Origin of the sequence: Lacticigenium naphthae DSM 19658, from assembly GCF_000425865.1 — a bacterium.
Lineage (GTDB): Bacteria > Bacillota > Bacilli > Lactobacillales > Carnobacteriaceae_A > Lacticigenium > Lacticigenium naphthae.
On the sequence record NZ_AUEG01000001.1, the window covers coordinates 442722 to 466373 of the forward strand.

The 23652-nt window shown below is 39.8% G+C and carries 25 protein-coding genes; all 25 read right to left on the reverse strand.

Annotated features, from left to right (window positions below):
• Window positions 1-275 precede the first annotated feature (275 nt).
• The 25 genes from H626_RS0102150 to H626_RS10430 all read right to left on the reverse strand — a co-directional run bounded on the left by H626_RS0102150 (window position 276) and on the right by H626_RS10430 (window position 23588).
• Window positions 276-959, reverse strand: coding sequence for a CPBP family intramembrane glutamic endopeptidase (locus H626_RS0102150; protein ID WP_027107868.1), 684 nt, complete (start codon window positions 957-959; stop codon window positions 276-278).
• A 117-nt stretch (window positions 960-1076) separates the two neighbouring features.
• On the reverse strand, window positions 1077-1271 hold the full coding sequence (locus tag H626_RS0102155) for a helix-turn-helix transcriptional regulator (RefSeq protein ID WP_027107869.1): 195 nt from the start codon (window positions 1269-1271) through the stop codon (window positions 1077-1079).
• Window positions 1268-1558, reverse strand: coding sequence for a DUF6442 family protein (locus H626_RS0102160; protein WP_027107870.1), 291 nt, complete (start codon window positions 1556-1558; stop codon window positions 1268-1270). Before H626_RS0102160 ends, H626_RS0102155 begins: the two co-directional genes overlap by 4 nt.
• Window positions 1559-2048: 490 nt before the next feature.
• Window positions 2049-2579 carry an HD domain-containing protein gene (locus H626_RS0102165; protein ID WP_027107871.1) on the reverse strand — a complete coding sequence of 177 codons (531 nt, stop codon included), beginning with the start codon at window positions 2577-2579 and terminating at the stop codon, window positions 2049-2051.
• A complete protein-coding gene (locus H626_RS0102170; protein WP_035618193.1) occupies window positions 2527-3246 on the reverse strand; it encodes a putative ABC transporter permease in 720 nt (239 codons plus the stop codon). The genes H626_RS0102165 and H626_RS0102170 overlap by 53 nt, the downstream gene beginning before the upstream one ends.
• Before the next feature lie 40 nt (window positions 3247-3286).
• The gene (ubiB, locus tag H626_RS0102175) at window positions 3287-4978 is read right to left on the reverse strand and encodes a 2-polyprenylphenol 6-hydroxylase (RefSeq protein ID WP_211221931.1); all 1692 of its coding nucleotides are present in this window, start codon (window positions 4976-4978) and stop codon (window positions 3287-3289) included.
• 141 nt (window positions 4979-5119) lie between these two features.
• Complete coding sequence (locus tag H626_RS0102180) at window positions 5120-5986, reverse strand: DegV family protein (RefSeq protein ID WP_027107874.1); 867 nt, start codon at window positions 5984-5986, stop codon at window positions 5120-5122.
• 96 nt (window positions 5987-6082) lie between these two features.
• Window positions 6083-6433 (reverse strand): phasin family protein, encoded by a 351-nt coding sequence (locus H626_RS0102185; protein WP_027107875.1) that lies wholly within the window; start codon window positions 6431-6433, stop codon window positions 6083-6085.
• Window positions 6434-6458: 25 nt separating this feature from the next.
• On the reverse strand, window positions 6459-7034 hold the full coding sequence (locus H626_RS0102190; protein WP_027107876.1) for a TetR/AcrR family transcriptional regulator: 576 nt from the start codon (window positions 7032-7034) through the stop codon (window positions 6459-6461).
• A gap of 140 nt (window positions 7035-7174) precedes the next feature.
• Window positions 7175-8737 (reverse strand): recombinase family protein, encoded by a 1563-nt coding sequence (locus H626_RS0102195; protein WP_027107877.1) that lies wholly within the window; start codon window positions 8735-8737, stop codon window positions 7175-7177.
• Window position 8738: 1 nt separating this feature from the next.
• Window positions 8739-9155, reverse strand: coding sequence for a recombinase (locus H626_RS0102200; RefSeq protein ID WP_027107878.1), 417 nt, complete (start codon window positions 9153-9155; stop codon window positions 8739-8741).
• A complete protein-coding gene (locus H626_RS0102205; RefSeq protein ID WP_027107879.1) occupies window positions 9156-10715 on the reverse strand; it encodes a recombinase family protein in 1560 nt (519 codons plus the stop codon).
• A gap of 61 nt (window positions 10716-10776) precedes the next feature.
• Window positions 10777-10992 carry an SHOCT domain-containing protein gene (locus tag H626_RS0102210; protein ID WP_027107880.1) on the reverse strand — a complete coding sequence of 72 codons (216 nt, stop codon included), beginning with the start codon at window positions 10990-10992 and terminating at the stop codon, window positions 10777-10779.
• A gap of 55 nt (window positions 10993-11047) precedes the next feature.
• On the reverse strand, window positions 11048-12988 hold the full coding sequence (locus tag H626_RS0102215; protein WP_027107881.1) for a DNA polymerase: 1941 nt from the start codon (window positions 12986-12988) through the stop codon (window positions 11048-11050).
• Between the two features lie 71 nt (window positions 12989-13059).
• A complete protein-coding gene (locus H626_RS0102220; RefSeq protein WP_027107882.1) occupies window positions 13060-13611 on the reverse strand; it encodes a DUF2815 family protein in 552 nt (183 codons plus the stop codon).
• Between the two features lie 5 nt (window positions 13612-13616).
• A complete protein-coding gene (locus H626_RS0102225) occupies window positions 13617-14753 on the reverse strand; it encodes a DUF2800 domain-containing protein (RefSeq protein ID WP_027107883.1) in 1137 nt (378 codons plus the stop codon).
• The gene (locus H626_RS0102230; protein ID WP_027107884.1) at window positions 14746-15063 is read right to left on the reverse strand and encodes a hypothetical protein; all 318 of its coding nucleotides are present in this window, start codon (window positions 15061-15063) and stop codon (window positions 14746-14748) included. The genes H626_RS0102225 and H626_RS0102230 overlap by 8 nt, the downstream gene beginning before the upstream one ends.
• Window positions 15038-15283 (reverse strand): hypothetical protein, encoded by a 246-nt coding sequence (locus H626_RS0102235; protein ID WP_023386495.1) that lies wholly within the window; start codon window positions 15281-15283, stop codon window positions 15038-15040. The genes H626_RS0102230 and H626_RS0102235 overlap by 26 nt, the downstream gene beginning before the upstream one ends.
• Window positions 15284-15399: 116 nt before the next feature.
• Complete coding sequence (locus tag H626_RS0102240; RefSeq protein ID WP_027107886.1) at window positions 15400-16089, reverse strand: N-acetylmuramoyl-L-alanine amidase; 690 nt, start codon at window positions 16087-16089, stop codon at window positions 15400-15402.
• A 540-nt stretch (window positions 16090-16629) separates the two neighbouring features.
• Complete coding sequence (locus H626_RS0102250) at window positions 16630-17046, reverse strand: phage holin family protein (RefSeq protein WP_027107888.1); 417 nt, start codon at window positions 17044-17046, stop codon at window positions 16630-16632.
• A gap of 69 nt (window positions 17047-17115) precedes the next feature.
• A complete protein-coding gene (locus H626_RS0102255; protein WP_027107889.1) occupies window positions 17116-19683 on the reverse strand; it encodes an IPT/TIG domain-containing protein in 2568 nt (855 codons plus the stop codon).
• 13 nt (window positions 19684-19696) lie between these two features.
• Window positions 19697-20563 carry a hypothetical protein gene (locus H626_RS0102260; RefSeq protein ID WP_027107890.1) on the reverse strand — a complete coding sequence of 289 codons (867 nt, stop codon included), beginning with the start codon at window positions 20561-20563 and terminating at the stop codon, window positions 19697-19699.
• On the reverse strand, window positions 20538-20828 hold the full coding sequence (locus H626_RS0102265; RefSeq protein WP_027107891.1) for a hypothetical protein: 291 nt from the start codon (window positions 20826-20828) through the stop codon (window positions 20538-20540). The genes H626_RS0102260 and H626_RS0102265 overlap by 26 nt, the downstream gene beginning before the upstream one ends.
• Window positions 20829-20838: 10 nt before the next feature.
• Window positions 20839-21615: a phage tail domain-containing protein gene (locus H626_RS0102270; RefSeq protein WP_027107892.1), complete on the reverse strand. Its 777-nt coding sequence runs from the start codon at window positions 21613-21615 to the stop codon at window positions 20839-20841.
• 11 nt (window positions 21616-21626) lie between these two features.
• Window positions 21627-23588 carry a phage tail protein gene (locus tag H626_RS10430; RefSeq protein ID WP_211221932.1) on the reverse strand — a complete coding sequence of 654 codons (1962 nt, stop codon included), beginning with the start codon at window positions 23586-23588 and terminating at the stop codon, window positions 21627-21629.
• Between the last annotated feature and the right edge of the window lie 64 nt (window positions 23589-23652).

The window sequence follows — 23652 nt, forward strand, 5'->3', positions numbered from 1 at the left end:
TAAAAATATAATGCAGATAGTAGTAATTCCTATTAAATACTTGGATAAAAGAGTATTAAAAAAACATAATTGTAAAAAAGAGCAGATCGATCTGCTCTTTGAAAGGTTCAGGTTCTTTATCCAACCGCGTTGGTCAGTATTACTCAAGGATAAAATTTGCTGGTTGTCTACTTTCTATTCAAACTATCTTTATAAACCATTCTTACTATTTATTACTATACACACAAGATGATGTTGTGCTTTTAGGCCCAACTGAACCTAGAAAAGTTTATGAATCAAATTAAGCCAAATAAGATAAATCCAACGGTGTTGATTGCAAAATTGGCAAACATATGTACAAGCCACGAGGGATAGATATTTTCAGACTTTTCATTCAAATAATTAAAGATACAGCCACCAGTAAACAATCCTGCCATAGCTAATAGATGTATGCTCCAGTGAAACCATCCACTTGTCATACCAACATGATATAAAGCAAATAGCAAAGCACTGAATACGTAAGCAAAGAGGCGTCCAGTATTTTCCTTCAAAATCAGAAAGGCGAAACCTCGAAAGAAAAATTCTTCCAGCAAAGAATTGACAAAAGAAATATAAATGGCAACATATACAAAATTATGTTCATTGACACCCATATTTGCGGTTAATGACTCACGAATCGAGGACAAATCAATCTGATCTTTCAAAAAGACATAGGCAAATAGGATAACAGAGTAAACCCCCACACCCAGTAAAAATGCAAATTTGACATCTGACTTTCTAGGAACAAACAGCCTTTTCAACCGACTATATTCATCTTTATACCTAAGAAAGTACCCCAAAGGAACAACTGAGAATAGAAAAATTTTCAAAATAGATTTGAACAGATATGGTAGTTGAACAAATCCATCTATTACACTCATACCTAAAGCTGATAGTGTTAGAGTTAGAATTAAAAATACACTTTTTCTGTTTATTTTCATATCATGAAACTCCCTTTACAATAAATCAATCATTTGTAATTGCTATATTTACTGCTCTTTTATAATAGAAATAAAGTCATAGTTTCCGATTCGCGTACTATGAACAGTGTACTGTTTTTATTTTTCTGAAATAAACAGTGTATCAACTGTTGTATTCAAGTTCCTCGCTAAATCAAAAGCAAGTTGTAATGATGGATCGTATTTTTCATTTTCAATTGCATTAACAGTTTGTCTGGTGACTTTGCAGTAATCGGCCAATTCTTGTTGGGAAATCTTCTTTGCTTTGCGAAGTTCTTTAATTTGATTTTTCATCGGCTTACAAACCATCCTGATCCAAGTAAAATCACTGAAAGAATTAAAGCAGCACTAATCATTTTAATGAATTTTTTGTCTTCATTCAATTTAGATAAGTAATATTGTTCAACTGAAACTAGAAAAGTAGTTGAAAGTATAGCAATCAACAGAAGGATACTGCGTTCTCCACTGTTCAACAGACTTTGAATGCCACCTATGATAAACAAAGCTAGAATGGTAACCACCCATGTTATTTTAACAGCCTTGTCTGCTATCTTTTGTTCCATTTCGTCCTTTTTATGCATGTCGGATCCTCCTTTTTGTCAAACATGTTTTACATTACCAGATTATCAAAGCTGAACAATATTGTCAAATACTCTTTACATTTTTAGATTTGCCTATTCACGCTTATAAAATATATCTTCTTCATGTTGGTCTATTATATTATTTTATTAAATACAAGTTCATAGTTTCATTTATTGTACTTATAAACGATACAAGCCTCCTAAAATGTGCAAAAAAAAAGAGTAGAATGATCTACTCTGAAAAAAATCTATTTTTTTTCACAAAAACGGTTTGTTCCTAAAAGCTTTATCTTATTTTCTTGTTAGCAATACAACTGTCTCAACATGCTTGGAGTTGCATTGATAGCTATCAATTAAAATTGTTCCAAGCTCTTTTTTATCAAGGGTCGTTTACGGGAATATATCCAAGAATGAGTGTCGTATAGGGGAACAAATCAACCTATAATACATTTTCAGTTAATCAAACGAGTAGAAGATTATTTAAATTCTTCTACTTACTGATTCTGCTTTCGTATGTTTTAAGCTGATTGGTATTTGAGCTTAATAAATTCAATGTCTCAGTAAAGGCGCAATATTTATCTACCATCAAGGCAACATATGACTCCTTATATCTTGGTAGCCTTAATGTTAATGGCCACATATGTTTTTCAATAATGTCCTTCTCAATATTATTCAGTGCAAAATACTCATTAGCATTTTGCAATGCTATACCAGGATGAACAAGTCCATGTAGCCCATTGTAAGTTTTTTTATCAGCGTGCCAGTCATACAAGAAAAAATCATGAAGCAACCCACCCCTTGCTGCAGAATGGTAGTCCAGCCCCAGTTTCTTGCATAATCGAAAACTTATATACGACACATGTAGACTGTGGGAGTAACAACTAATATCCCCATGTTGCATATAATCTTTCATTGATTTTACCTTTTCGTGATCAATCAAATCATAAACACAATCCCAATATTCCTTTTCAAGGTTGAAATTTATTTTTAAATTCAGTTTTGATTTTATTAACTCTACCATTCAAAATTCTCCTCACATCGCGATTTAAAATGCCCGCATTTAGGAATAGTAATCTAGGAAAGGCAAGAAATATCCTTTTATATTTTATAACCTTATCTTTATATATACGCACCGATAGTTCAGAATAAAGTAAAATTGCTTTTCTTAAATCCAATACATCAACAATAGATTTTGTAGTGTCAATAATAAAATAAACAATGAGAATGATAGCAGCAGAATTTTTTAACTGAACTGGAATGATATGGACTAAATTTGTAACAATTGGATGGATTATCTGAATTAATGCAAAGGCAAGCACTCCCCACAAAATGGAGTATTTAATACATATATACCCTTTTAGGTTCAAAATATTATCGCTGTAATCCCACCATTTTGAATGGAATATTTTTTCCAATGCAAATCCTGTAACAAACTCCAATATCGTAACTAATAATATTGAAACAATCAAATTCATAATCAACAATAAAGATTTACCATCTATAGAAAATGGACTCCAATTAAAATATGAAACGATTAGAACCCCGCCAAATCCATAGATCGGCGTAAAGGGTCCTATCAGGAATCCTCTATTGATAAATTTTCTTTCTATTATACTTGCAAATACAGTTTCAAGTACCCATCCTAAGAACGAATAAATCGTAAAAAAAAGTATTATATCAACTGCCATATTAATTTTTCTCCTCTATAGTTAATTATCATTGATTAGGTTATATTCGTTTTGATCTGAAAATTGCAATAATCAGTGCAACAAAGGTAATTACTGCTAGGATAAGGCTGCCTCTTAGTATTGTACTTGTGACTGCTATAAAATCAGACCCTCCCACATCAGTTAAACTTAATCCAATGATCGTTCCTGCTATTACAATACTTAAAGATAGTAAAACTAGGCTGATTGATAACCGGCTAAATGCCTTATCAAGCTTTTGCGCATATCGGTCTGCCTCTTTAAGTTTAAGTTGCACAGTAAAGTCATCGTGTTCCATTTTATCTAGAAAATTCAAGAAAATAGACGGGAATTTTCGAACAAGATTACCGTAGTCCATGGCACCACCCAGGATTTCCCTGCCAATTTTTTCTGGGGTAATTAATGTAAAAACCAACTTTCCAGCAATAGGTTCGGCAATTTCCAGGACATTTAGCTCTGGATCCAATTTTTCAACCAACCCTTCCAGAGTAATAAGGGATTTGGCAAGCATAGTAAATTCTCCAGGAATCATAATATTATATGAAAATGCTAAATCAAAAATTCCATTAAAAATTTCACCGATTTTAATTTGACTCAATGGAACTGACAATACTTGATCTCTCAATCGATCAATATCTTTTTCCAGGTTTCTCATATTGATTCTTTCTGACATTGCGTCAAGTTCAACAATTGCTTGAACAATCAGTTTACTATCTTTCAGCGTTATCCCCATCAACATTTTCAGGAATTGGTTTTTCCTATGAGTGTTCAATTGTCCTATCATACCTAAATCTAAAAATGCTATTGTATTATTCTCAAGCACCATTATATTTCCTGGATGAGGATCCCCGTGGAAGAAACCATCCCGTAATATCTGATATAAAAGAGAATTAGCTAAATTTCTTGCAATTATCGTTTTATCTAGCCCTAATTGATCTAATGCTTCAAAATTCTTTAACGAAGTCCCTTTGATTTCTTCCATTGTTAAAACACGATTAGTTGTATGAATCCAACTAATCTCTGGAACAATTACATTAGCATCATCCTTGAAATTCACTTTAAAAGTTTCTGCATTTTCTCCTTCTAATCTAAAGTCTAATTCATTCGATAAAGTGGTTTCAAATTCTTCAACCATTTTGCTAAAGCTATAAAGTTTTCCAAACCTAGTTCGATTATCAATAAAATCTGCCAGATCTTTTAATATACCTAAATCAAGCTCAATATTTTTCTCGATATTTGGTCTTTGAACTTTTACTACCACTTCTTTACCCGCTAATAATTTTGCACGATGGACTTGACCAATAGAAGCTGCAGCTATAGGTTCCTCTTTAAACTCTCTGAATATGTTTTCAAGTTTATCTCCCAACTCAAATTCTATTACTTCTCTTACTTCATTTATGGGAAATGGGGCCACTGCATCTTGAAGTTTTTCCAGTTCGTGTATAATGTCACGGGGCAATAAGTCCGGTCTTGTACTCATGATTTGACCTAATTTTATAAATGTCGGTCCCAATTCTTCGAAAGATAATCTCAACCTCTCCCCAACTGATAATTTTGAAATTTCCCTCTCTGTATATTCTTTGGTTTGCTTCTCTATTTTAAGATATTTAAGGATACCCAATCTGTCTATTAAGGTGCCAAATCCATGATTTATAAAAATCGTAACGATTTGCCTGGATCTCTTAAATTTTCTATATTTACCAACCGCCATCATTTATCACCACTCAGTCTAATCTCATTTTTTGTAAAAAGAAATAGCAGATATAGATTGAAAAGACGCCCTGTCATCTATATCTGCTTAAACATTAGTAAGCTAATATACCTTTTTTTAATCTTATTGGAAACGACAACATAACTATCTTTCTTTCCCTAAAAAAAACACACCTACCATGTCTGGTCCTGTATGGGTCCCTATAACTGGCCCTAAACTATTTATTACTATATCTTTGGGCGTTGTCTCACTTAGAATCAGAGATTTTAGATACTCTGCATCCTCTATACAATCACCATGAACGATGTATATCATCTGTTCTTCTGGTTTAATGGCACGAGTTTTATATTCTTCAAATAAAGTCCTAATTGATTTTTTTCTTCCTCTAACTTTTTTTACAACGTTAAGGCTTCCATCACTAGAGACATGTAAAACCGGTTTAACTTCAAGCAATCCACCTATAGCTGCACTGGTGGCTGAAATTCGTCCCCCCCTCTTTAGATGTTCCAAACTATCTATAGTAAACCAGTGATTTACCTTAAGTTTGTTAGCCTCAATCCAATCTACGATTTCTTGTTTAGATTTTCCTTGTTTTAACATCTCGCACGCATAATACACCAATAAGCCCTGACCAGCAGTAGCGCTTTTTGAATCAATCACTGTTATATCTGCTTCTGGTTCCGCTTCCATTATTTCATTTCTAGCTAGAACGGAACCATTAAACGTTTCACTTAGAGCAGATGAGAAACCTATATAGATAACAGAATCTCTTTTTGAAACTAAACTTCTAAACTCATTTTCAAAAGTATATGCAGTAATCTGAGCAGTTGTTGGCATACTTCCATTTCGAATTCCGTCGTAAAATTCCTTGTAACTTAAAGATTTCCCAAAATCATCTGTGTAATTAATCCCATTTAGTACATAGGTAAACGGAATAACATGTACGTTGTTTTGGGAAATATATTCAACAGGCAAATCACAATTTGAGTCGGTAACAATAACTATTCCCATTTCTAACGCCTCCCAATTAATAAATTGCTCAGCTAAAACTTTACCAACATATAAAAACCAACCATTGTTCTGTCTTTTAGCTGACCAATCATAATTTTATTTTTTTAACTCATTTATATCCTTCTTTGTAGCTATTTCTTTCTCTTTTAATATATCAATTAACTCTTCTCTTATAATCTTTCTGAAGTCCTCTTTTTCCATGAGATCTTCTTTACGGGCAATATCTTTCGCATCTAGCGCTTCTAAAATTTCATCCTTGACCATTTTCTTGAAATCATTACGTTGATCTTCGCCTTTTTTTACTAAATCATTAACCAGATCCTTTGCATCTTTCCTAGTAACTTCACCTTTATTCACTAATTCATCAACTACTTCTTCAATTTTTTCTCTAGAGTAAGAAAACAACCCCAACCCTAAATTGACTGACTTTTCAATTAATCCTGACATAATAAATTACCTCACTTTCATATAATTATTCAAATAAAATTTGCATGGCATTTAATGCTTCCGGTAATTCTTCATCTTGGTCAAGTAAAACCTGAATACCTGTACCAAACATCGACCCCAAAATTAAACGAGACAAATTTTTTGTAGAATAGCCTTTTAATTCTTTTAATTGAAGATCTTTAAAAATATACTTTTCAATCATGTCCGATAAATCTTTAAATAATTCACTAAGCAAACTACTGAATACAGGAGACCAAATTGCTAAACCTGTAAAATCATAGAGCAATCTAAAAAGTTCCGGATTGTGCTGCAACATATTTTTAAAGTAATTAATTAAGCCTTTTGCTCTTTTCTGAGGTGAATTTTCCTGCTTTAATGATGCTTCAATCTCCTTTAAATACTTTAAAATCATCATTCTTACAACTTCTTTAAACAGTCCCTCCTTATTTTTAAAATAATAGTTTATCTGGCTTAACACTACTTCCGCTTCATCAGCAATGTCCCTCATCGATACGTTGGCATAACCTCTAGTCGAAATGCACGCATAAGCTGCTGATAATATTTTTTCAGATTGAGTTTGTTCATTTGTTTCGTTAATCACAACACCATCACCTCACAATTCGGTCGTTCGTCCGATTTATATTTTATGATAATATTTTTTGACCAGTTTGTCAACAACTAAAATGATAACCACTAGTTCCCTTTAGCTAAGTAAAACGGGTCAATTCTATAATCCGTTTTTTATACTTCAATTTCAAAGCCAGATTTGAAGCTGATCACAAAGTGTTCTTCGTACACCGTGACGCTTTGGATCAGCTTCCTTACTAGCGTGTCATCATACAGTAGGGTGCGATATTTGTTCCTGCGGATAAATCCTATCAGTTCGTTGATCCGCTTATTCTCACCACTTAAGGATGCATCTTCCACAAGAAGGCTCTGTCGCTCTTCACGGAGCTTATCAATCTCATCAGCTAGGAATTCGTAATCTTTTCCCTTGTTGGCAAGGCTGATTACTTCTTTCTGCTTTTCCTCTAGTAGTTTGTTAATTTCTGAAATCTTATATTCTGTGGTGTCGCCAATTACCGCATGGATGTTTTCTTCCAGTGTTCTTATCATATTATCTCCACCGGCAAGGAGCTTGTTAATGGCAGTCATAACCGCATCATATAAATCACCTTCTTTTACAGTTCGGTTTCTGCATACTTTGGGACCTTGCTCGATTCTTGTAACGCATCGCCAAACAAACTCTTTTCTTCCACGTATGTTCCAGTAGACACGTCTGTAAATGTCACCGCAATCTCCGCAGAAGGTTATGGTACTCAAAGCGTATTTACTGCTATATAGTCTTTTGTTCTTGTCAGCACCTGTGTAAATATTATTCCTGCGATGAAGTTCTTCCTGAGCCTGTAAAAATAATTCCTTTGGTATGATCGCCTCATGGCTATTTTCAACATAATATTGCGGTACATGGCCTTCATTCTTGACTCTTTTCTTTGTAAGAAAATCCACAGTGAAGGTCTTCTGTAATAGGGCATCCCCGATGTACTTTTCGTTCAAGAGAATCTTCTTTATGGTCTCCGGTCGCCATCTTGGTTTTCCTGCAGCTGTCAAAATACCGTCCTTCTCAAGATCCCTTCCAATGCCCGCTAGACTTTTACCTTCAAGGTACTCTCTGTAAATACGTTTTATGATTTCGGCCTCTTCAGGAACAATGATCAGGTTGCCTTCTTCATCTTTCGTGTACCCCATAAAGCGATTGTGGTTGACCTGAACTTTGCCTTGCTGATACCGATACTGAAGTCCAAGTTTAACATTCTGTGAAAGACTCTGACTCTCTTGCTGCGCGAGGGATGCCATAATGGTCAGAAGCACCTCCCCCTTGGCGTCCATTGTATTGATATTCTCTTTCTCGAAAAACACGGATATGTTCTTATCCTTGAGCTGCCTAATATACTTTAGGCAGTCCAGAGTGTTCCGGGCAAATCGACTGATGGATTTTGTAATAACCAGATCGATGTTCCCCTCCATGCACTCGTCAATCATGCGATTGAACTCTTCTCGTTTTTTCGTGTTCGTGCCTGAAATACCGTCATCTGCAAATATGCCTGCAAACTCCCATTCAGCATTTTTCTTTATGAACTCGGTGTAATGAGCCACCTGCACCTCATAGCTTGAATTCTGCTCTTCAGTTTCTGTTGAAACTCGGCAATAAGCAGCAACACGTAGTTTCTTTACTTTTTCTTTTGCGGCTGTACTTCCCACCCTTTTTCGTGCTGGAATTACAGTTATGTTTTTCTCGGCCACTTTACACCTCGCTTTCTATCAGACTATACAGGTACTCCGCTCGCCCTACTGGATCATCTGGAAGCTTACCTTCTGATTTTCTCATTTTAAATCGCTCTATAGGCGGGGGTGCACTAAAAGCTGCAAGCTCTGCAATCCTCCCTAGGTCCTTCGCACGCTTACTTCTAGCTTCCTCAGCTTTATCGAATGTTTCTTTATCGATGATCGCTGGATACACGTCATTACCGAGATAGTTGATGTTTTTCAAAATAAGTCCCATGGATGAATGTGTCTTCTGAATACCCGCCTGTTCACCGGCCACAGCAAGGGAAAGTCCTGAAATGTACTTTTCAAAGAAATCCCTTACTTGATCCGCAGCCCTTTCTTCAACAGTAACAACTCCGTCCGTAATTGCATATCCGTATGGTACATAGGCCATTTACCTCACCACCCTTTCTTTAAGGGAAAGTCCACATTTTAATTTAAATGTCAGTTCATCCCTTGAATTTACAATGATGTTTTCTACAAACTTTTCAAATATCTCGTCTGTATAGTTTCCATCAAACTTATCTTTTGACACATGCTCAAGAATCGCCTTTACCTCATCAGCCTGTGATGTTCCACTTGTAAATGACATGACCAGGTTTGTCATCTCAGTGGTTAGATTTTTTATTTCGCTATCCAGTGCATTTCGTTCCTTGCTAAAAAGTGCTGGTTCAAGAAACCCTTTTGCCATAAGACCAATAAGGGTATTGCGCTCTTCGGTCAATTGCTCCATCCGCTTATCGATGGCATCAATTCTTTCAAGGTCGCACTCTTCTTGGTTTTTACTTATAGCATCATAAAGTGGCCCAAGGATAATCTTTCTACTGTAGGCAAGCTTATTCATCATGGTGGCAAAGGTTGCCTTTATCTCTCCATCCCGAATAAATAGCATGGAGCAGCTGTTCTTGTCTTCAATATGCCCTATGCAGCTCCAGGCGATATAACTTCTGCCAGCAGAGTAGTTTGTTTTTCTCCTAAACGTGGACCCACACTCCCCACAGATGATTCTGCCGCTTAGCACATACCTGTTTTGATAAGCCTTTTTGTTAACAGCCTTAATCTTTGCTCTTTGTGTGATCAGCTTTTGTGCCTTAGAAAACACTTCTTTGCTGACGATGGGCTCATGATGATTCTTGCAGTAGAATTGGTCTTTCTCACCTTTATTAGGTCGTCGATTGTAGTTGTTATCCGTGTAAGTCTTTTGGAAAAGCGCATCACCTTTGTATTTTTCATTTCGTAGCATATCGATCACTGTTCCTGTGCTCCAATGATTACCTCTTCTTGCAGGAATCTTGTCCCTGTTAAGGCCCTTTGCGATCACACTTCCACCTTTACCTGAAAGGCACTCTGAAAAAATGCGCTTAACAACTTCTGCTTCTTCTGGAACGATGACCATCTCACCATTCACATTGGCATAACCATAAGGTGGACTGCCAATAATGAAACTGCCATTTTGAAATTTTTTGCTGATTGACCATGTCATGTTCTGTGAAATGGATGCGGACTCTTCAGCGGCAAACCCAGATAAAATAGAAAGCATTAATTCACTTTCCATATCACCCGTATTCAGATTTTCTTTTTCAAAATAAATATAAACACCGATATTTAAGAGCTGTCTTACCAGCTCTAAGCAATCCGTGGTATTACGTGCAAAACGGCTTATGGATTTGGTGATAATAAAATCAACCCGATCACTTTCACAATCACGAATCATGCGAAGAAGCTCAGGTCGCTTTTCCTTTTTCGTCCCTGATATCCCTTCGTCATAATAAAGCCCGGCAAACTCCCATTCTGGATTGGATTTGATGTAGTTTTCATAGTGTTCCCGCTGTGCTTTAAGGCTTACCATCTGTTCATCACTATCAGTTGAAACCCTGGCATATGCGGCCACTCGAAGCTTGTTTTTCGACAACTGTGATTTTGTCAGTTCATCGATTTTCGTTATTTTTTTCATTGTCTCACCTCGCTTTCTTTCATTACATATATCACTCTAAAAGCCACTAATAGCAAGTGATTTAAGACATAATCTCGGCCAGCTTTGGGGAGAATTTCTGGCGGTTTAACGCTGATATTTTTTGTCGTTCATCCTCTGTAATTTTGCCTTCTTTCTGAAGCATCCTGATAATACTTTCTGCTATATAAAAGTCATACTCTCTTTGCAACTGTTCCTCTGTCATCGGTTCTGTCTCACCCTTGATCGGGCTGCCATCTTTCACTTCAATAATCTTCATAAAAAAACACCTCCTACCTGGTAGCCACGGCAAGAGGTGAAATCTGATGTTTTAACTAATCTTTCTTATAAAATTCGCATTCATAACCATCGGTATCAAGAAGCAACCCCTTTGCCCAAGGAGGGACTCTACTCATCTGCTGGCACACCCTATCAAGTGACATGCTAGGATCCGCCTCAATAATAACTTCATCATGTACATGAGCCACAATGCGGTAAGTGCTCAGTGTCTTTATGGCATGCATCAATAAATCACGAGAGATTGCTTGGACGATGTTTTCCACAAATTTGGGTCCATAGCTTTCAAGTCGATCCCATTTCTTTGTAGCACCGACACCTTCGTAAGTGACCGATTCTCCACCGAAGATATTCTCACCCATTTGAGGTTTAACATAGGCAAGCTGCCTACCAGAAGGAAGAACAATAAAGAGCATTCCACTCCTGTAATGAAACTTGATATTTTGTATTTCTTGAGACTGCTTATCTTTGATACACTTCTTAGCTGCTCTATCCACATCCCACCAGAATTTTACGATGTACGGATTGGCCTGCCTCCAGGCATTAACCAGGGGTTTTAATTCTTCCTCCTCAAGGCCCATCTCCAGCGCACCCATAGCCTTTAAAGCACCCACTGATCCACCATAACCTAGGGCCAGTTCTGCGATCTTGCCTTTCTGCCTTAAATGCCCATTCACACCATGCTTTTCAACAGGGACACCAAACATCTGTGATGCGGATGCACAATAAATGTCACCGCCGCTTGCAAATACTTCACTTCTCCAATCTTCGCCTGCTAGCCATGACAGCACACGAGCCTCAATGGCAGAAAAGTCGGCAACTATAAATTTACAGCCTTTCTTTGGCACAAAAGCGGTTCTAATAAGCTGTGAAAGTGTATCTGGTATGTCTTCATAGAGCATTTCAAGGGTTTCATGATCACCGCTCTTTACTATGCCTCGTGCCTCTTTTAAATCCGGCATATGGTTTTGCGGCAGGTTCTGCAGCTGGACTATTTTTGAGCTGAAGCGTCCAGTCCGATTGGCACCCAGAAAAGTAAACATACCACGAATCCTGCCATCACTGCAGACTGCATTTTCCATTGCCGTATATTTCTTTACGGATGACTTTGCCAGTTGCTGACGGAGTTTAAGAACTTCAGCCAAATGCTCTGGTGTGTCCTTTAATAACTCTACTACTGCTTTTTTACCAAGCGTATCTGTTTCCACACCATTTTCAGAGAGCCAGACTTTCATCTGCTGTACTGAGTTGGGGTTATCAAGTTCTGTTATTTCCTGCATCTGATCCATTAGCTTGGTGTGTGAAATCTCATCCATAGCGATAGCCTGCTTTACGAAGTCCATGTCTACCTTGATGCCTCGATCATTGATTTCCTGATCAAGATGGTACTCATGCCATATTTCATCCGGGACAGGAAACTTACTAAGCCTCTTTTGTATCTCAATTTCCGTTTCAACATCTCGCTTGTTATAGTCCTTAAAACTCTGCCATTTCTCCTCATCGTCACCTGGCAGATTACGAGTTCTTCCACCGTTTGTTTTCGTAGGCGTACACGGTACACAAAAATATCTAATAAGATCTTTACCTTCTGTCAGCTTCTGCTTTTCAAGACCAAGGACTGCACCCACACCTACTAAGGATAACGGAAGCCCCATATAGGCAGACCATACCATTGAGCATTTCCATGCGGATGGATTTAGATATTCTCCACAAGGGTGTCCAAGATATCTGGACAGACAGACACGCTCAAACTGAGCATTAAAAGCCCACTTAGTTACTTTTTCATCGGTCAAGGCATCCAGTATGATCTGTGGTATCTTTTCATCTTTCGCAAGGTCAACCACCATCACCTCTCCACCGTCAACAGAATAACCAAAGAGCAGTATTTCAAAGTCATCCGCCTCCACATAGCGATAAACGCCACTCTTTTGTAGGTTGATCGATGAGTAGGTTTCGATATCAATTTCAAGACTTCTCATAATATACCTCCATTCCTAAAAAAGCAGGTGGTAGAGGAAATACCCCCACCACCGTCAATTGGCCTTTTCTATTAGGCAAGGAAGTCATCTTCTGCAAGAGTTGTAAAATCATCTTCTGCAGAACTCTTTCCACCAAGAGGCTCGCCATCTTTAATCTTTTGAATGTTGCCAAGTCCACAAGCCACACCTTTATTTCCGTTGGAATTGAAGGAGAAAAAATTTAACGAAACCCTAGCAAAGCATCCGCTGTACACCTCACCACGATCCATGATTGGCTTTACGCTCTTGTCCACAATCTGTGGTGGGGTTTTGCTGTTGGCATTGATAAAATAATGCCCCTTATATGCCTCGTCGTCACGCTCCACATCCCCATCACGCAGAGGAATTTTTATAGCAGCCTTGTTGGGCTTCTTACCACCAAACTTAGCAATCCCTTCTTCAATAGCGGCATCAATAGCGGCATTTACTGCGTTAATGGTTTCTGTGTCGTCCTTTGGAATGAGGACAGATACGCTGTATTTTTCAGCACCTCCGTTGACAGAAACCGGCTCCCAGCCGTGGAAGTAAGATAGTCTTGTGTTTACACCTGTAATAACCTTAGTTCTATTCGTATTGTTTTTCATAATGATCAATCCTCCATAATTTCATTAAATTCGTTTTTTGCGTTCGTTACGTTCATAGCCACTCTTTTATCTGTTTTAGGAACAAGCGTTGGCTTTCCTGGTGGTTTTACTATGAGGCTTCCTAGGATTTCCTCAAATTTGGTTTTTCCCATCAGTTTCTGCATCTCTGTCAAAGGGATAAGACTCTTACGGTAAATATCTTTATATCCACTCTCTACAGCTTTTTGTGCTACAGTATCTTCATCTTTGTACTTACGGACTGAGCGACCTTCCACAACTTTAAAACCACTCCACTCTTTCCCATGGTTAACTGCTGCATCTGTGGCATAAGAAGTTATTTCACCCGCCCACTTCGTGAGATCAGGAATAATGTTTAGAATTTCTTCAATCTCACTATCTGTAAGCAGTGGTGGCATCTTAAACTCCTTCTGGGCCAGTTTGAGTTTTTCATCAGCCCTTGCACGGCATCTTATGGATGCTCTGCAGAAAGTACACCACGGGCCAGGGATATATTCACCTTCTCCTTGATAGGCTTTTGCTGCCTTAGGTTTTAGTTCTTCTTCTGCCCAGGCTTTAAGTTCTTCTACAGGAAGAGTCCAGGTGCTGACGTTTTCTCTTCGCGGCTGAAATATTGTCATTGATACTTCTTTGATGTCGTAGAGACTGTCATAGATTTCAAGAGCCCCTAATGCATAGAGTTTCATCTGCGGATTGTTTTCTGCGTCCACAAGGACTCCAATTCCGTATTTGAAATCCACTATATGAAGCCTGTCATCTGAAATGATTACACAATCTCCCGTACCAAATCCATCTGGCACATAGCAAGAGAAGTCAAGACGTTGTTCAATAAGAACGATAGGGTCAGTACAGGACTTTCTTGCAAGTTCTACCTGCTCCATGATGAAGGCAACATAGTCATCTGTGCATTCTTCCATTTCATCTGAATCATACTCTGACACGGGCCTCTTACTTCTGATGCGGAGTGCCTTTTTCAGTTTGTGTTCTGAGAGCTCATGTGCTGCAGTACCTGCTTTCGCCGCCTCTCCGCTTGTGTTTTCAAACTCAAGTTCAAGCCTTGCAGATGGCAAGCAATGGAGCCATCTGTGGGATGAAGATGCAGATAGTATTGCGTGATTACCCATTGCCAAGAACCTCCGCATCTTTCAAGATGTCAGCGTAATATGCCTTGTCAACAGCACTAAGCTTATCAGCGCCATACTTCCCGATAATCTCTCGCACCTGCGCAGTAAAACCAAGCTGGCTTTTTTCAGCAAGGACCATACGCACTTTTTCAAGTGGGATATCCTGCTCTTTTGCTTTGTCTGACTTTGTGGCAGGCACTTCTTCAGGCGCAGCATCGCTTTCGGTCATTGCATTGCAAACCACTTCTATGCTGTCTGCAAGGCTTCGCATGTCACTTACCACATCAAGCAGTAACTTTACTTTGCTCAAGTTCATTTCCTCCTTTCCTAGTCTCACAGATAGCAAGTTCCTGGACGCTATCTCCTGGAATCAGAATTGTTACACGCTGTTTATCTCCAAGGAGGAAACGTAGAATGCGCTCCCTTACGGTGACATTACGGCAAGTAACGATTCCGCCTGTCTGTGGCATTTTTGAAACACTGATCTTCAGGTTATGTTTCATATCCATCACCTCTTTCTGAAGGGTCATTATTTGTTCCCCTCTATTTGGTAGCCATGGGAGGGATGGAAATCTGACGGTTTTGTAAAATTGCAAAAAAATAATGCCCTCAGGAGTTTTTTAGACCTCCAAGGGCATGTGCTTAACTATTCTATTTTAATAAAGGCATCAGTAAAGCCAGCAGCTTTTACTCTGGCCAGCATAGCATCAGCATTGGACTTTTCAATGTAGGCCCCGACCTGAACGCGGTAAAGCTTCTTAGTTTGTGGTGTGGGAACCGTAAGTAGCTTTTTAACGTCAGCCCTGAAAGTATCCATACTCTTACCATGCCTAGAAAACCAGTGCCGAGGATCTCCATGATTGCTGGCGATTTTCTTTTGATAACCTTCGTAGTGCCCAATGATATCTTTCTCCGTCATGTCATAGAGTTTACAAAGATAAGCACAAAGCTCCGCGGCTTCTTTGTAAACCTCGCTGAAGTATGAGACATCGGACAGATTGTCTTCACAGATCTCAAATCCGATATGACTATCGTTTGCGTCACCACCTGCATGCCAGCCTCGATGATCCCATGGTAGCGTCTGGTAAGTTGCAATGGTACCATTCTTAAGCTTTCCAATAAATGCATGGACACAGACTTGTCTACCACTGGGTCTATGCTGATTCCAGTGATTGTTATACTGGTTCTCTCCTAAGATGCCATCATCTGGACCAACATATCTACGAAGATATGGATTATTAGCCCCAGTACTATGGACCATGATGCCTTCGGGTTTGATTTTCCTACCTGCTTTATAGCATTCATTTTCTGTAAAAATAAGTTTTTTAAGGTTCATAGATATTCCCTCCTACGATTTGTTGCAATCTATAGATAAATAAAAACGCCACAGGCTTAGCCTATGACGCTTCTACTAGAACGGGTATTCTTGCTCGGTTATGTCGCTTTTATTTAAATCTCTCGTCTCATTTTCTTTCCCGCAAACCGGGCATGTTCCTTAATAATCTCTAAATGTTAAACTCCCTTCTAAGTGCATTAAATACTTCACTAAGATTAACGTCGCACCACAACGGCATTTAATTTTGGTCACTTTCATCCCCTCCAAAAGCATTATACGAAGGGGATGACATTTTATACAGCTAATCCAGTTTTCCTTCATCAAAAACCTGATCGCTGTTTTCATGCCAATAGAAGTCTAGAGTTTTGTGGCAGCATGGACATTCCTCTTGATAGTTCCTTATCACCATTTTGTCACTGAAGAGCAAATTGTAATTGATGACGCATAATGGTTCTTCGCAATGGCTACAATGAATAAATACCATTTGAACACCTCCATAACTTAACTATGCTGGACATCGTTCAAACGGCAAAACCCTTTTTACTTTGTTCCGTCTTTATCTCCACCGTCTTTAAGCTGTTCCAAAACATCACGGAGCTTTTCTGGAATAGGCAGTCCAAGTCTTGTTGCATTCTCAATGATGCTGATTCCTTCATTAGATAGGTAGAAAAAGATCACTGCTGTTCTGATAACACCACCATCACCGATGATGTTCTGATCAACAATGTGCGCTACCCCCACCAAAGAGAAAATCACCACTTTTTTAAAGATGCCCCGAGCACCCACGTCACTGGATAAACGCTTCTCAATTATGGCGCACATGACACCAAGCATATAGTCAATCACCACAAAGGCAATCAGGGCATATAAAAATCCATCGTAACCTCCAAGAAACCAGCCAAGCCAACCACCGAGGCCAGCAAATACAAATTGAATCACATTCCAAATGTCTTTCATTATTATCCTCACTTTCCTGAAATCAAAAAGCACATCCAGTTGTTTAAATTCTGGTTGTGCCTATGATGTTCAAATTCTAAATATGGAAACGGAAGAATCCATTCCCGCCATAGATTCTGTTACAGTGCCATTCCAATAAAAATCAAGCTCATCACCGGCAGTGCACGATTCAATAACTGAAACGGAATGATTTAGACTGACTGCATTAACCGATGCTGCTCTTTTTAGTCCCGAACCGTTCTTCCTGATCAACAGACTGGCTTCACCGTAAACAGATGCAACCTGGCTGGCTCTAATGCAATACCTACCTGATTCACCAATAATAAGTGATCGGGTATTCGCATCAAAAGTTATGCCATTCCCTACAAATGTTGTATCATCGATCTCCGCTTTGAAATTGCTCCCAGTTATAGCTTTTAGCTCAGATTGAAAAAACACTTCAGGCTTTTCTCTCTCATCAAGAATCAGCTGATTACCTTCTTCATTCACGATGACAATCTTTCCCGGTTCTAAATTCTCAGGTGTATCAACTAAATCTGTAAAGTGATGCTGATGGATGGTGTTGGCCTTATTCAAAAGGAGTGCATTGATTTCATTTGGGGAATATCCACTACTACTGGATGGAGTAACAGATAAGACGTCACTTCCACCACTGTATTGAGAGATTCTCTCCACCTTTTGCGTCAGTTTGATTTCATGCTCCAGCATGGCATTATGAAGATCCAGTGTGTATTTCAGATTTCCTGTATCATTGTCCTCGCTTACTGTTACACCCTTTACTCGTAGTATCCCTTCAAAGCCAATTTCGTCAGAACCTTCTGGCGGGATATGCCATCCAATCCAGTCTCCGATCAGGTAGGACTCAAAAGGTTTGATCTTTCTACCTTCTGTGTCCGTAAAGGTAGTCACCGTTCCCTGAATGCCCCAGGTAGGGAAAGCAGCTCGGCTGAGATATGCCTGTCCATACTCTGAGAGACCTCCAATGAGATTGCTGGCTGAGAGATATCCTTCTCTACGGCCATAGTTTGTCTGACTCAAACTATGAGATGCAACTGCTATGGATTTCTCGCTTCCTTCGATGAGTACTTCATTGACAAGATTTGTTCCGTCGCTCTGGTTCTGATGACTAAGGATTGCCTGTCCTGGTCGGTAGATGATCTCTTCATGAAGATCTTCTCCCTTATTCTTGTAGATTTTCAGTCTCAGATCTGGAGTCATTTCGATATCGAAATAACCCAGGCCATCAGTAAACTTTGTAACAACTTCCGTCAAAGGAGTCCCGACCCTGAATGAAAGATTGATGCTTTCTGTGAAGGTGTTCCCTAAACTGTCCTTGTCATCCTCCCATCCAATGGATACTCCTTTTAGACCGCCTCTTGTTTGTGCTTCCTGTATCAGTTTTCTCAGAACAGTACTAGCAGTTCCTGTGAATTTCCGATCCAGAACCGGTTCTGCGAGATTTTCCGGATAAACGACTGCCCAGCCCAGCATCGATAAAATGCCTCGTCCATTCACTTCAATAATCTGATGCTCTGAAGGGTCCACATAATTCGGCTTCTTTGCTTCAATGATCCATTTAAAGATAGGATTCCCATCCAGTTTTACCAGCACGAAATTCTGATCTCTGATATATTCGTTGTTTCCGCCAAACCTGTCATACCTGCTTATGGAAAAGCTGCCTGATCCGGCATTGTTCTGAACCATCTGAAAGGCTTTATTGAAGGCCCCGTCCAGCTGGCAGAGCACCGTATTCGGATTTTCTCTCGCACAGATGAACAGCTCAATGCCGATATCGTCAGTTGGAACTCCGGCATACACTTCAAATCCCTTCACATTGCTCTCTCTGACTGTCGGCTGTGACAATACGACTTTTATGGGACCGCTTTCCGCTTCAGCTGGAAGCTGCATTACGATCTCATTCCAGGACCAGGAAAGGATGCTGCACATGAGATCATTGATGTATACAGAACCATCATAGCTTCTCAGGAACCGATCGGGATTTGAGACATCCGATTCAAATGAATATCCAAACCCGTTACCATAAAGTGTAAGAACGGATCCGGAAGGCCCACGAGTTGATGAAATTCTTGAAATGTATGGAAATGGTGGATCATCAGTAATGTTTTCATATTGATAGTAGCTTCTCTGGTTACTCCAAAGGGGTCCAAACTTTGCAATATTCTCATACTGAGATAAGGTTCTCTTATCAGTCCAATCAATAGGCGATTTGCCGATGTTTTCATATTGGTATAAGGTTCTTTTATTGGACCAGGGCATTGCCGCCTTGCCTACATTTTCATACTGGTAGAGTGCTCTTTTCATGGTCTTCGAAACAGTAAGAGTCCTGACTTCTGAAACGGATAATCCAGAACTGTTCTCAGCGGTTACTCTCCAATACCACAAGCCAGGTTCCAGTATTAATGAATATCTTACTGTGGAATCACTTGCGACATCGACATATTCAATTCTCTTACGATCCAAGCCATCAAAAGTTGCAACTTTGTCCGCTTCAAACAGAATACGATCTGCAGCAAATGTATCGATTGGGTCGCTGTAGTTTATGTCAAAAAACAGCATTCGATCAATAAAGTTCAAACCATCTTCTGGACTAACAAGCGTCAGTATTGGCATACCCATCCCATTTCACCTCCTATGTCCAGCTTCCGACGGTGATGATGCATCTTCCCGCCTTTGGTCCCAGTATGAGAGGAGGTGCACCTAAAAGATTTCTGATGTAGATTGTGGCGCTTAAGTTATCTGGAGCAATCGATGCAATATCAAGCGTTGCTGTCCAAGGACCGTCTTCAGAAAAAGAAAGCCCAAAGTCACCATGATTGAGCTGGATGTTTACACCTGAAGCGATTCTGTTTGAACTGGCATTTTTCAGTTTGAAAGACTTAATCATTGTAGTGCCTTCAGGTCTGTCTCCCCAATCCAACAGTGCTGTTTTCTCATTGCCGTCTGCATTGCAGATGAGAATGTCATCAGGGGTTTGTCCATATGCTTTTCTTCCATAGAAATGAGCTTTTCTAAAATAGGAGTCCCCATCGTAGGAGGAATACAGTTCAAATTTGATGCGTATGGTTTTATATGTGGTTGAAAAGGAAACAGGTTTGACATAGATTCTCCACCATGATGGCACCGTGTGAGAACCCATAGGTGTTCCAGAAGGAAATACTGCAGTCTCCCAGGTTCCGTCCATACCGTTGGTTGTATCATTGCTGCCTTGCATTTCAAATCTTAAGAGACTTCTAACCCATGATCCAAGCCAGTTGCTCGCTTCAATTTCTCTCGCTTCAGGAAAGAAAAACCACATGCATCTTTGTACAGAACCACCGTATGAACCTTCATTGGACTTCCATAGCGTACTGGTTCCTTCATCGTTTATTGCTGAAAGCTGACTTTCTGAAAGCCAATCCGTTATGCCTTTGGCATAATCTTGACCGATGTTGTAGCCCACAACTGTTCCGTCAATATCATAAGGGATTCGTCTATGATTCAGTTCCTGGTAGGGCATTCTTGCTCACCTCACTTTCAAACTCATCCTGATATTTATGCTCCATTACAATATTCTGGATGAGATGCTCATCTGCCTCCTTCGGAACCCAAAGAGTAATTTCATGACCACTTGTGAAAAGACGTAGATTGACCGTGAGTTCACCTTCTTCTACAACTGGTTCTAGTTCTGGAATGGCATCATACAGTTCCTGCATAAGTTTTACACCATCAACTATCTTGATAAATTTCAGCTCTTTTCTGTCTTTGCAATCCTCAATATTCATACAGTCCTCCTTAAAAATAGCTTGGATGATACCTGAACTCCACGGTACCACCGGTTGTTTCTGTAGTGAGCTTCATATTATTCGTTCCGCTTTCAAATACCATCCAGTATGCGTCTCCTCCATGCTTCACAGTGGTAATAACATTTTCTCCTTCTTTAATGCAGGAGAAATCTCTGGTGTTTAGCACAACACTCTCCCCGGTATTTATGACGCCTAAATACTGCACCCATATCCCGTTGCTGGTATTTTGAAGCATTGGATTAGTCATCGGTCCAGCAAGTTTGATTTCCATAGATATGAGTGGAGCCGTACCCATATATTCATGGATCCAGTTATGGGTTCTAGAATCGATAGTTTCATTAATGATAACTTCATCAGTGCCATAGAAAAAAGGATCCGGCAGCTCAATTTCCAGAGCAAACTTGGCATATCCCGGAGCCTTTCGGACAAAGTTGATATCTGAACTTAGTTCACCTTGTGCTTCTCTGACTTCTCCATTTTTACCAATCCTTCTTAACGTATGGATTCCAGGCTTTGAAATTCCTCGAATAAACGCATCAATATTCTGATCTAACTCTGACCTGTCTTTTCCTTTGATCCACATGGAAAATACCATCTTGCGCCGATCGTATCTTTTCTTGACCCATCTGCTTCCATGCTGAAATGGGACCTGGAGGTTACTTCCTCGAACTTTTGGGATCCCTATCCCTTCGATGACCTCTTCAACATCCCATTTATTATGTTGCGATAGAGTCATTCCGTTAAATAGCCATAATTCTCTGTCCAAAGGTTCACCTCCTATACCAGTCCATATGAATGTTTCAGTAGTGTTGATCGAATACTATCAGAGGACGGTTCAGAGCTCGGATTATTGATCGTGATATTATAATGATTTGTCACACCACCAAGAACTTCGCTTTCACCCTCTCCTCCTGTCATCACACCGAATCCCATCTTCTCAAGCATGCCTTTAAACAGAGCTTCCAAGCCTTCACTCGGCATTGTTCCTGCTACGGCAATGGAAGAGGTATCCGGGATAATATTCTCCACAGCACTGACATCAACCTGAAGTCCATCAAAATCCGTCGGGATGGAATTTTTCATTTCAGCTGCAACGTTTTTCATGGCATTACTGAACCCAACTCCGATTCCCTGACCCATGTTCGATCCGATTCCGGCAAAGACTGTCGAAGGCGAATGGATTCCAAGCAGATTCTTCACGCCTCCGACAATTCCACTCATAGCGCCACCAACTTTTTCTCTTATCCAGCCCACCATGGAAGAAATTCCAGACCAAAGACCCTTGATGATATCTTTTCCTATATCTGTTATGGATGGAATACCCTCTCCAAACCCTCCAACGATTGCCGAGATGATGGCAGGTATTTTGCTTATAAGTAGAGGTATGGCCTGAATTAATCCAGCTCCCAGTTGCACGATCAGGTTGATGCCCATCTTAATTAGTTTCGGATAGTTTTCAATGAGAAAAGTCACGATGCTAGCTATTATCTGTGGTAGTGCTTCAATTAAAGCTGGTAAAGCATTCAGTAGTCCTTGTGCCAGTCCGGTAATTAATGTAAATGCGGCATCTAAGATCAGATCTATATTTTCAATCAAAGTAGTTGCTATGAGAATTACAGCTTCCACCATTGAAGGAATCAGTTCGGGAAGTGCCAGTCCTAATCCTTCTACCAGGGCTGTTATAAGAAGCAGTGCTGCATCAATAAGTAGTGGAAGACTGTCAACTAAAGCTCCGATTATCGTCATGACCGCATCTACCGCCGCTGGAATCAGCTCTGGAAGAAGATTCAATAAGGTCTCAAGAATCTGAGTGAATAAGTCTGTAACCGTACTTAATAGTAGGGGTAATAAATCACCGACAGCTAGTAAAATGCCATCCATGGCTGTCGGCAGTGCAGCAACCACATTCTCTAAAATCGGCACGATATTCACTACAACAGACTGGAATGCATCTACCAGATTCTGTGTGAGATTTTTCATATCCGCATCGGCATTCCCAAGGCCAGCTGTGAAAGAACCCATTGCTGCTTGAAGCAACCCTAATGACCCAGTCACCGTTTGAGTGGATTCTCTTGCGAAGTTACCGGCATACTGTTCCGTATTTTCAAAGAACATCTGCATAGCGACTTCAGCTTTCTCAGCTTGTGTAGCTGAAGCCCAGGTAAAGTCTAAGCCTTTAGCAAGGGCATAGGCTTCCACATTGGTGGCATTCATCGCAACACCCAGGTTGTCCATCATGGTAAAATTACCTTTGGCAGCTCCTGCGACGGAGTCTAGTGCCATCTGCATGTCGATTCCCATAACGGATGCCATATCAGCAGCTCGCTGCATAGCCTTCTCAGTCAGTTCCAGACTTTTCTGCTGTTCAAGTCCGGATCCCTGAAATAGAGCACCCATCTTATTGGCTGTGGCCAGATAATCACTCTGGGATACGCCAAGATTCTTATAAGCTTCTTCTCCTGTTTTCTGAATGGAAGCTGCATATTCTCCAAAAACTGCCTCTGATCCACCCAGGTTCTGTTCCAGTTCTCCGAACTGCTGAACAACTTCTTTTCCGATCTTGATCGCTGCAGCTCCAGCCGCTACAGCTACTGACCCCATTGCTATACCAATACCTTTAAGGATTCCACCAAACTTATCGAATCTGCCCCCTGCATCATCTGCGGACTTACCCGATTCATCCAGAGAATCAGCTAGATTTTCAGCTTCAACCGATGAGTCTTCCAGTTCCTTTTCCATCTTCATGAGATCCGCATTGGCGTTGTTGAGCTGTATCTGCCACGCTTTCGTTCTTTTATCATTC

Excerpts from the sequence above, each read along its gene's own strand:
- H626_RS0102200 (WP_027107878.1), bottom strand. The coding sequence starts at position 9,155 with ATGGCCTATGTACCATACGGATATGCAATTACGGACGGAGTTGTTACT.
- H626_RS0102250 (WP_027107888.1), bottom strand. The coding sequence starts at position 17,046 with ATGAAAGACATTTGGAATGTGATTCAATTTGTATTTGCTGGCCTCGGT.
- H626_RS0102210 (WP_027107880.1), bottom strand. The coding sequence starts at position 10,992 with ATGAAGATTATTGAAGTGAAAGATGGCAGCCCGATCAAGGGTGAGACA.
- H626_RS0102255 (WP_027107889.1), bottom strand. The coding sequence starts at position 19,683 with ATGGGTATGCCAATACTGACGCTTGTTAGTCCAGAAGATGGTTTGAAC.
- H626_RS0102205 (WP_027107879.1), bottom strand. The coding sequence starts at position 10,715 with ATGAAAAAAATAACGAAAATCGATGAACTGACAAAATCACAGTTGTCG.
- H626_RS10430 (WP_211221932.1), bottom strand. The coding sequence starts at position 23,588 with ATGGAAAAGGAACTGGAAGACTCATCGGTTGAAGCTGAAAATCTAGCT.
- H626_RS0102165 (WP_027107871.1), bottom strand. The coding sequence starts at position 2,579 with ATGGTAGAGTTAATAAAATCAAAACTGAATTTAAAAATAAATTTCAAC.
- H626_RS0102160 (WP_027107870.1), bottom strand. The coding sequence starts at position 1,558 with ATGCATAAAAAGGACGAAATGGAACAAAAGATAGCAGACAAGGCTGTT.
- H626_RS0102150 (WP_027107868.1), bottom strand. The coding sequence starts at position 959 with ATGAAAATAAACAGAAAAAGTGTATTTTTAATTCTAACTCTAACACTA.
- H626_RS0102220 (WP_027107882.1), bottom strand. The coding sequence starts at position 13,611 with ATGAAAAACAATACGAATAGAACTAAGGTTATTACAGGTGTAAACACA.
- H626_RS0102225 (WP_027107883.1), bottom strand. The coding sequence starts at position 14,753 with ATGGGTAATCACGCAATACTATCTGCATCTTCATCCCACAGATGGCTC.
- H626_RS0102180 (WP_027107874.1), bottom strand. The coding sequence starts at position 5,986 with ATGGGAATAGTTATTGTTACCGACTCAAATTGTGATTTGCCTGTTGAA.
- H626_RS0102170 (WP_035618193.1), bottom strand. The coding sequence starts at position 3,246 with ATGGCAGTTGATATAATACTTTTTTTTACGATTTATTCGTTCTTAGGA.
- H626_RS0102265 (WP_027107891.1), bottom strand. The coding sequence starts at position 20,828 with ATGAATATTGAGGATTGCAAAGACAGAAAAGAGCTGAAATTTATCAAG.
- H626_RS0102155 (WP_027107869.1), bottom strand. The coding sequence starts at position 1,271 with ATGAAAAATCAAATTAAAGAACTTCGCAAAGCAAAGAAGATTTCCCAA.
- H626_RS0102215 (WP_027107881.1), bottom strand. The coding sequence starts at position 12,988 with ATGAGAAGTCTTGAAATTGATATCGAAACCTACTCATCGATCAACCTA.
- H626_RS0102235 (WP_023386495.1), bottom strand. The coding sequence starts at position 15,283 with ATGACCCTTCAGAAAGAGGTGATGGATATGAAACATAACCTGAAGATC.
- H626_RS0102240 (WP_027107886.1), bottom strand. The coding sequence starts at position 16,089 with ATGAACCTTAAAAAACTTATTTTTACAGAAAATGAATGCTATAAAGCA.
- H626_RS0102185 (WP_027107875.1), bottom strand. The coding sequence starts at position 6,433 with ATGTCAGGATTAATTGAAAAGTCAGTCAATTTAGGGTTGGGGTTGTTT.
- ubiB (WP_211221931.1), bottom strand. The coding sequence starts at position 4,978 with ATGATGGCGGTTGGTAAATATAGAAAATTTAAGAGATCCAGGCAAATC.
- H626_RS0102260 (WP_027107890.1), bottom strand. The coding sequence starts at position 20,563 with ATGCCCTACCAGGAACTGAATCATAGACGAATCCCTTATGATATTGAC.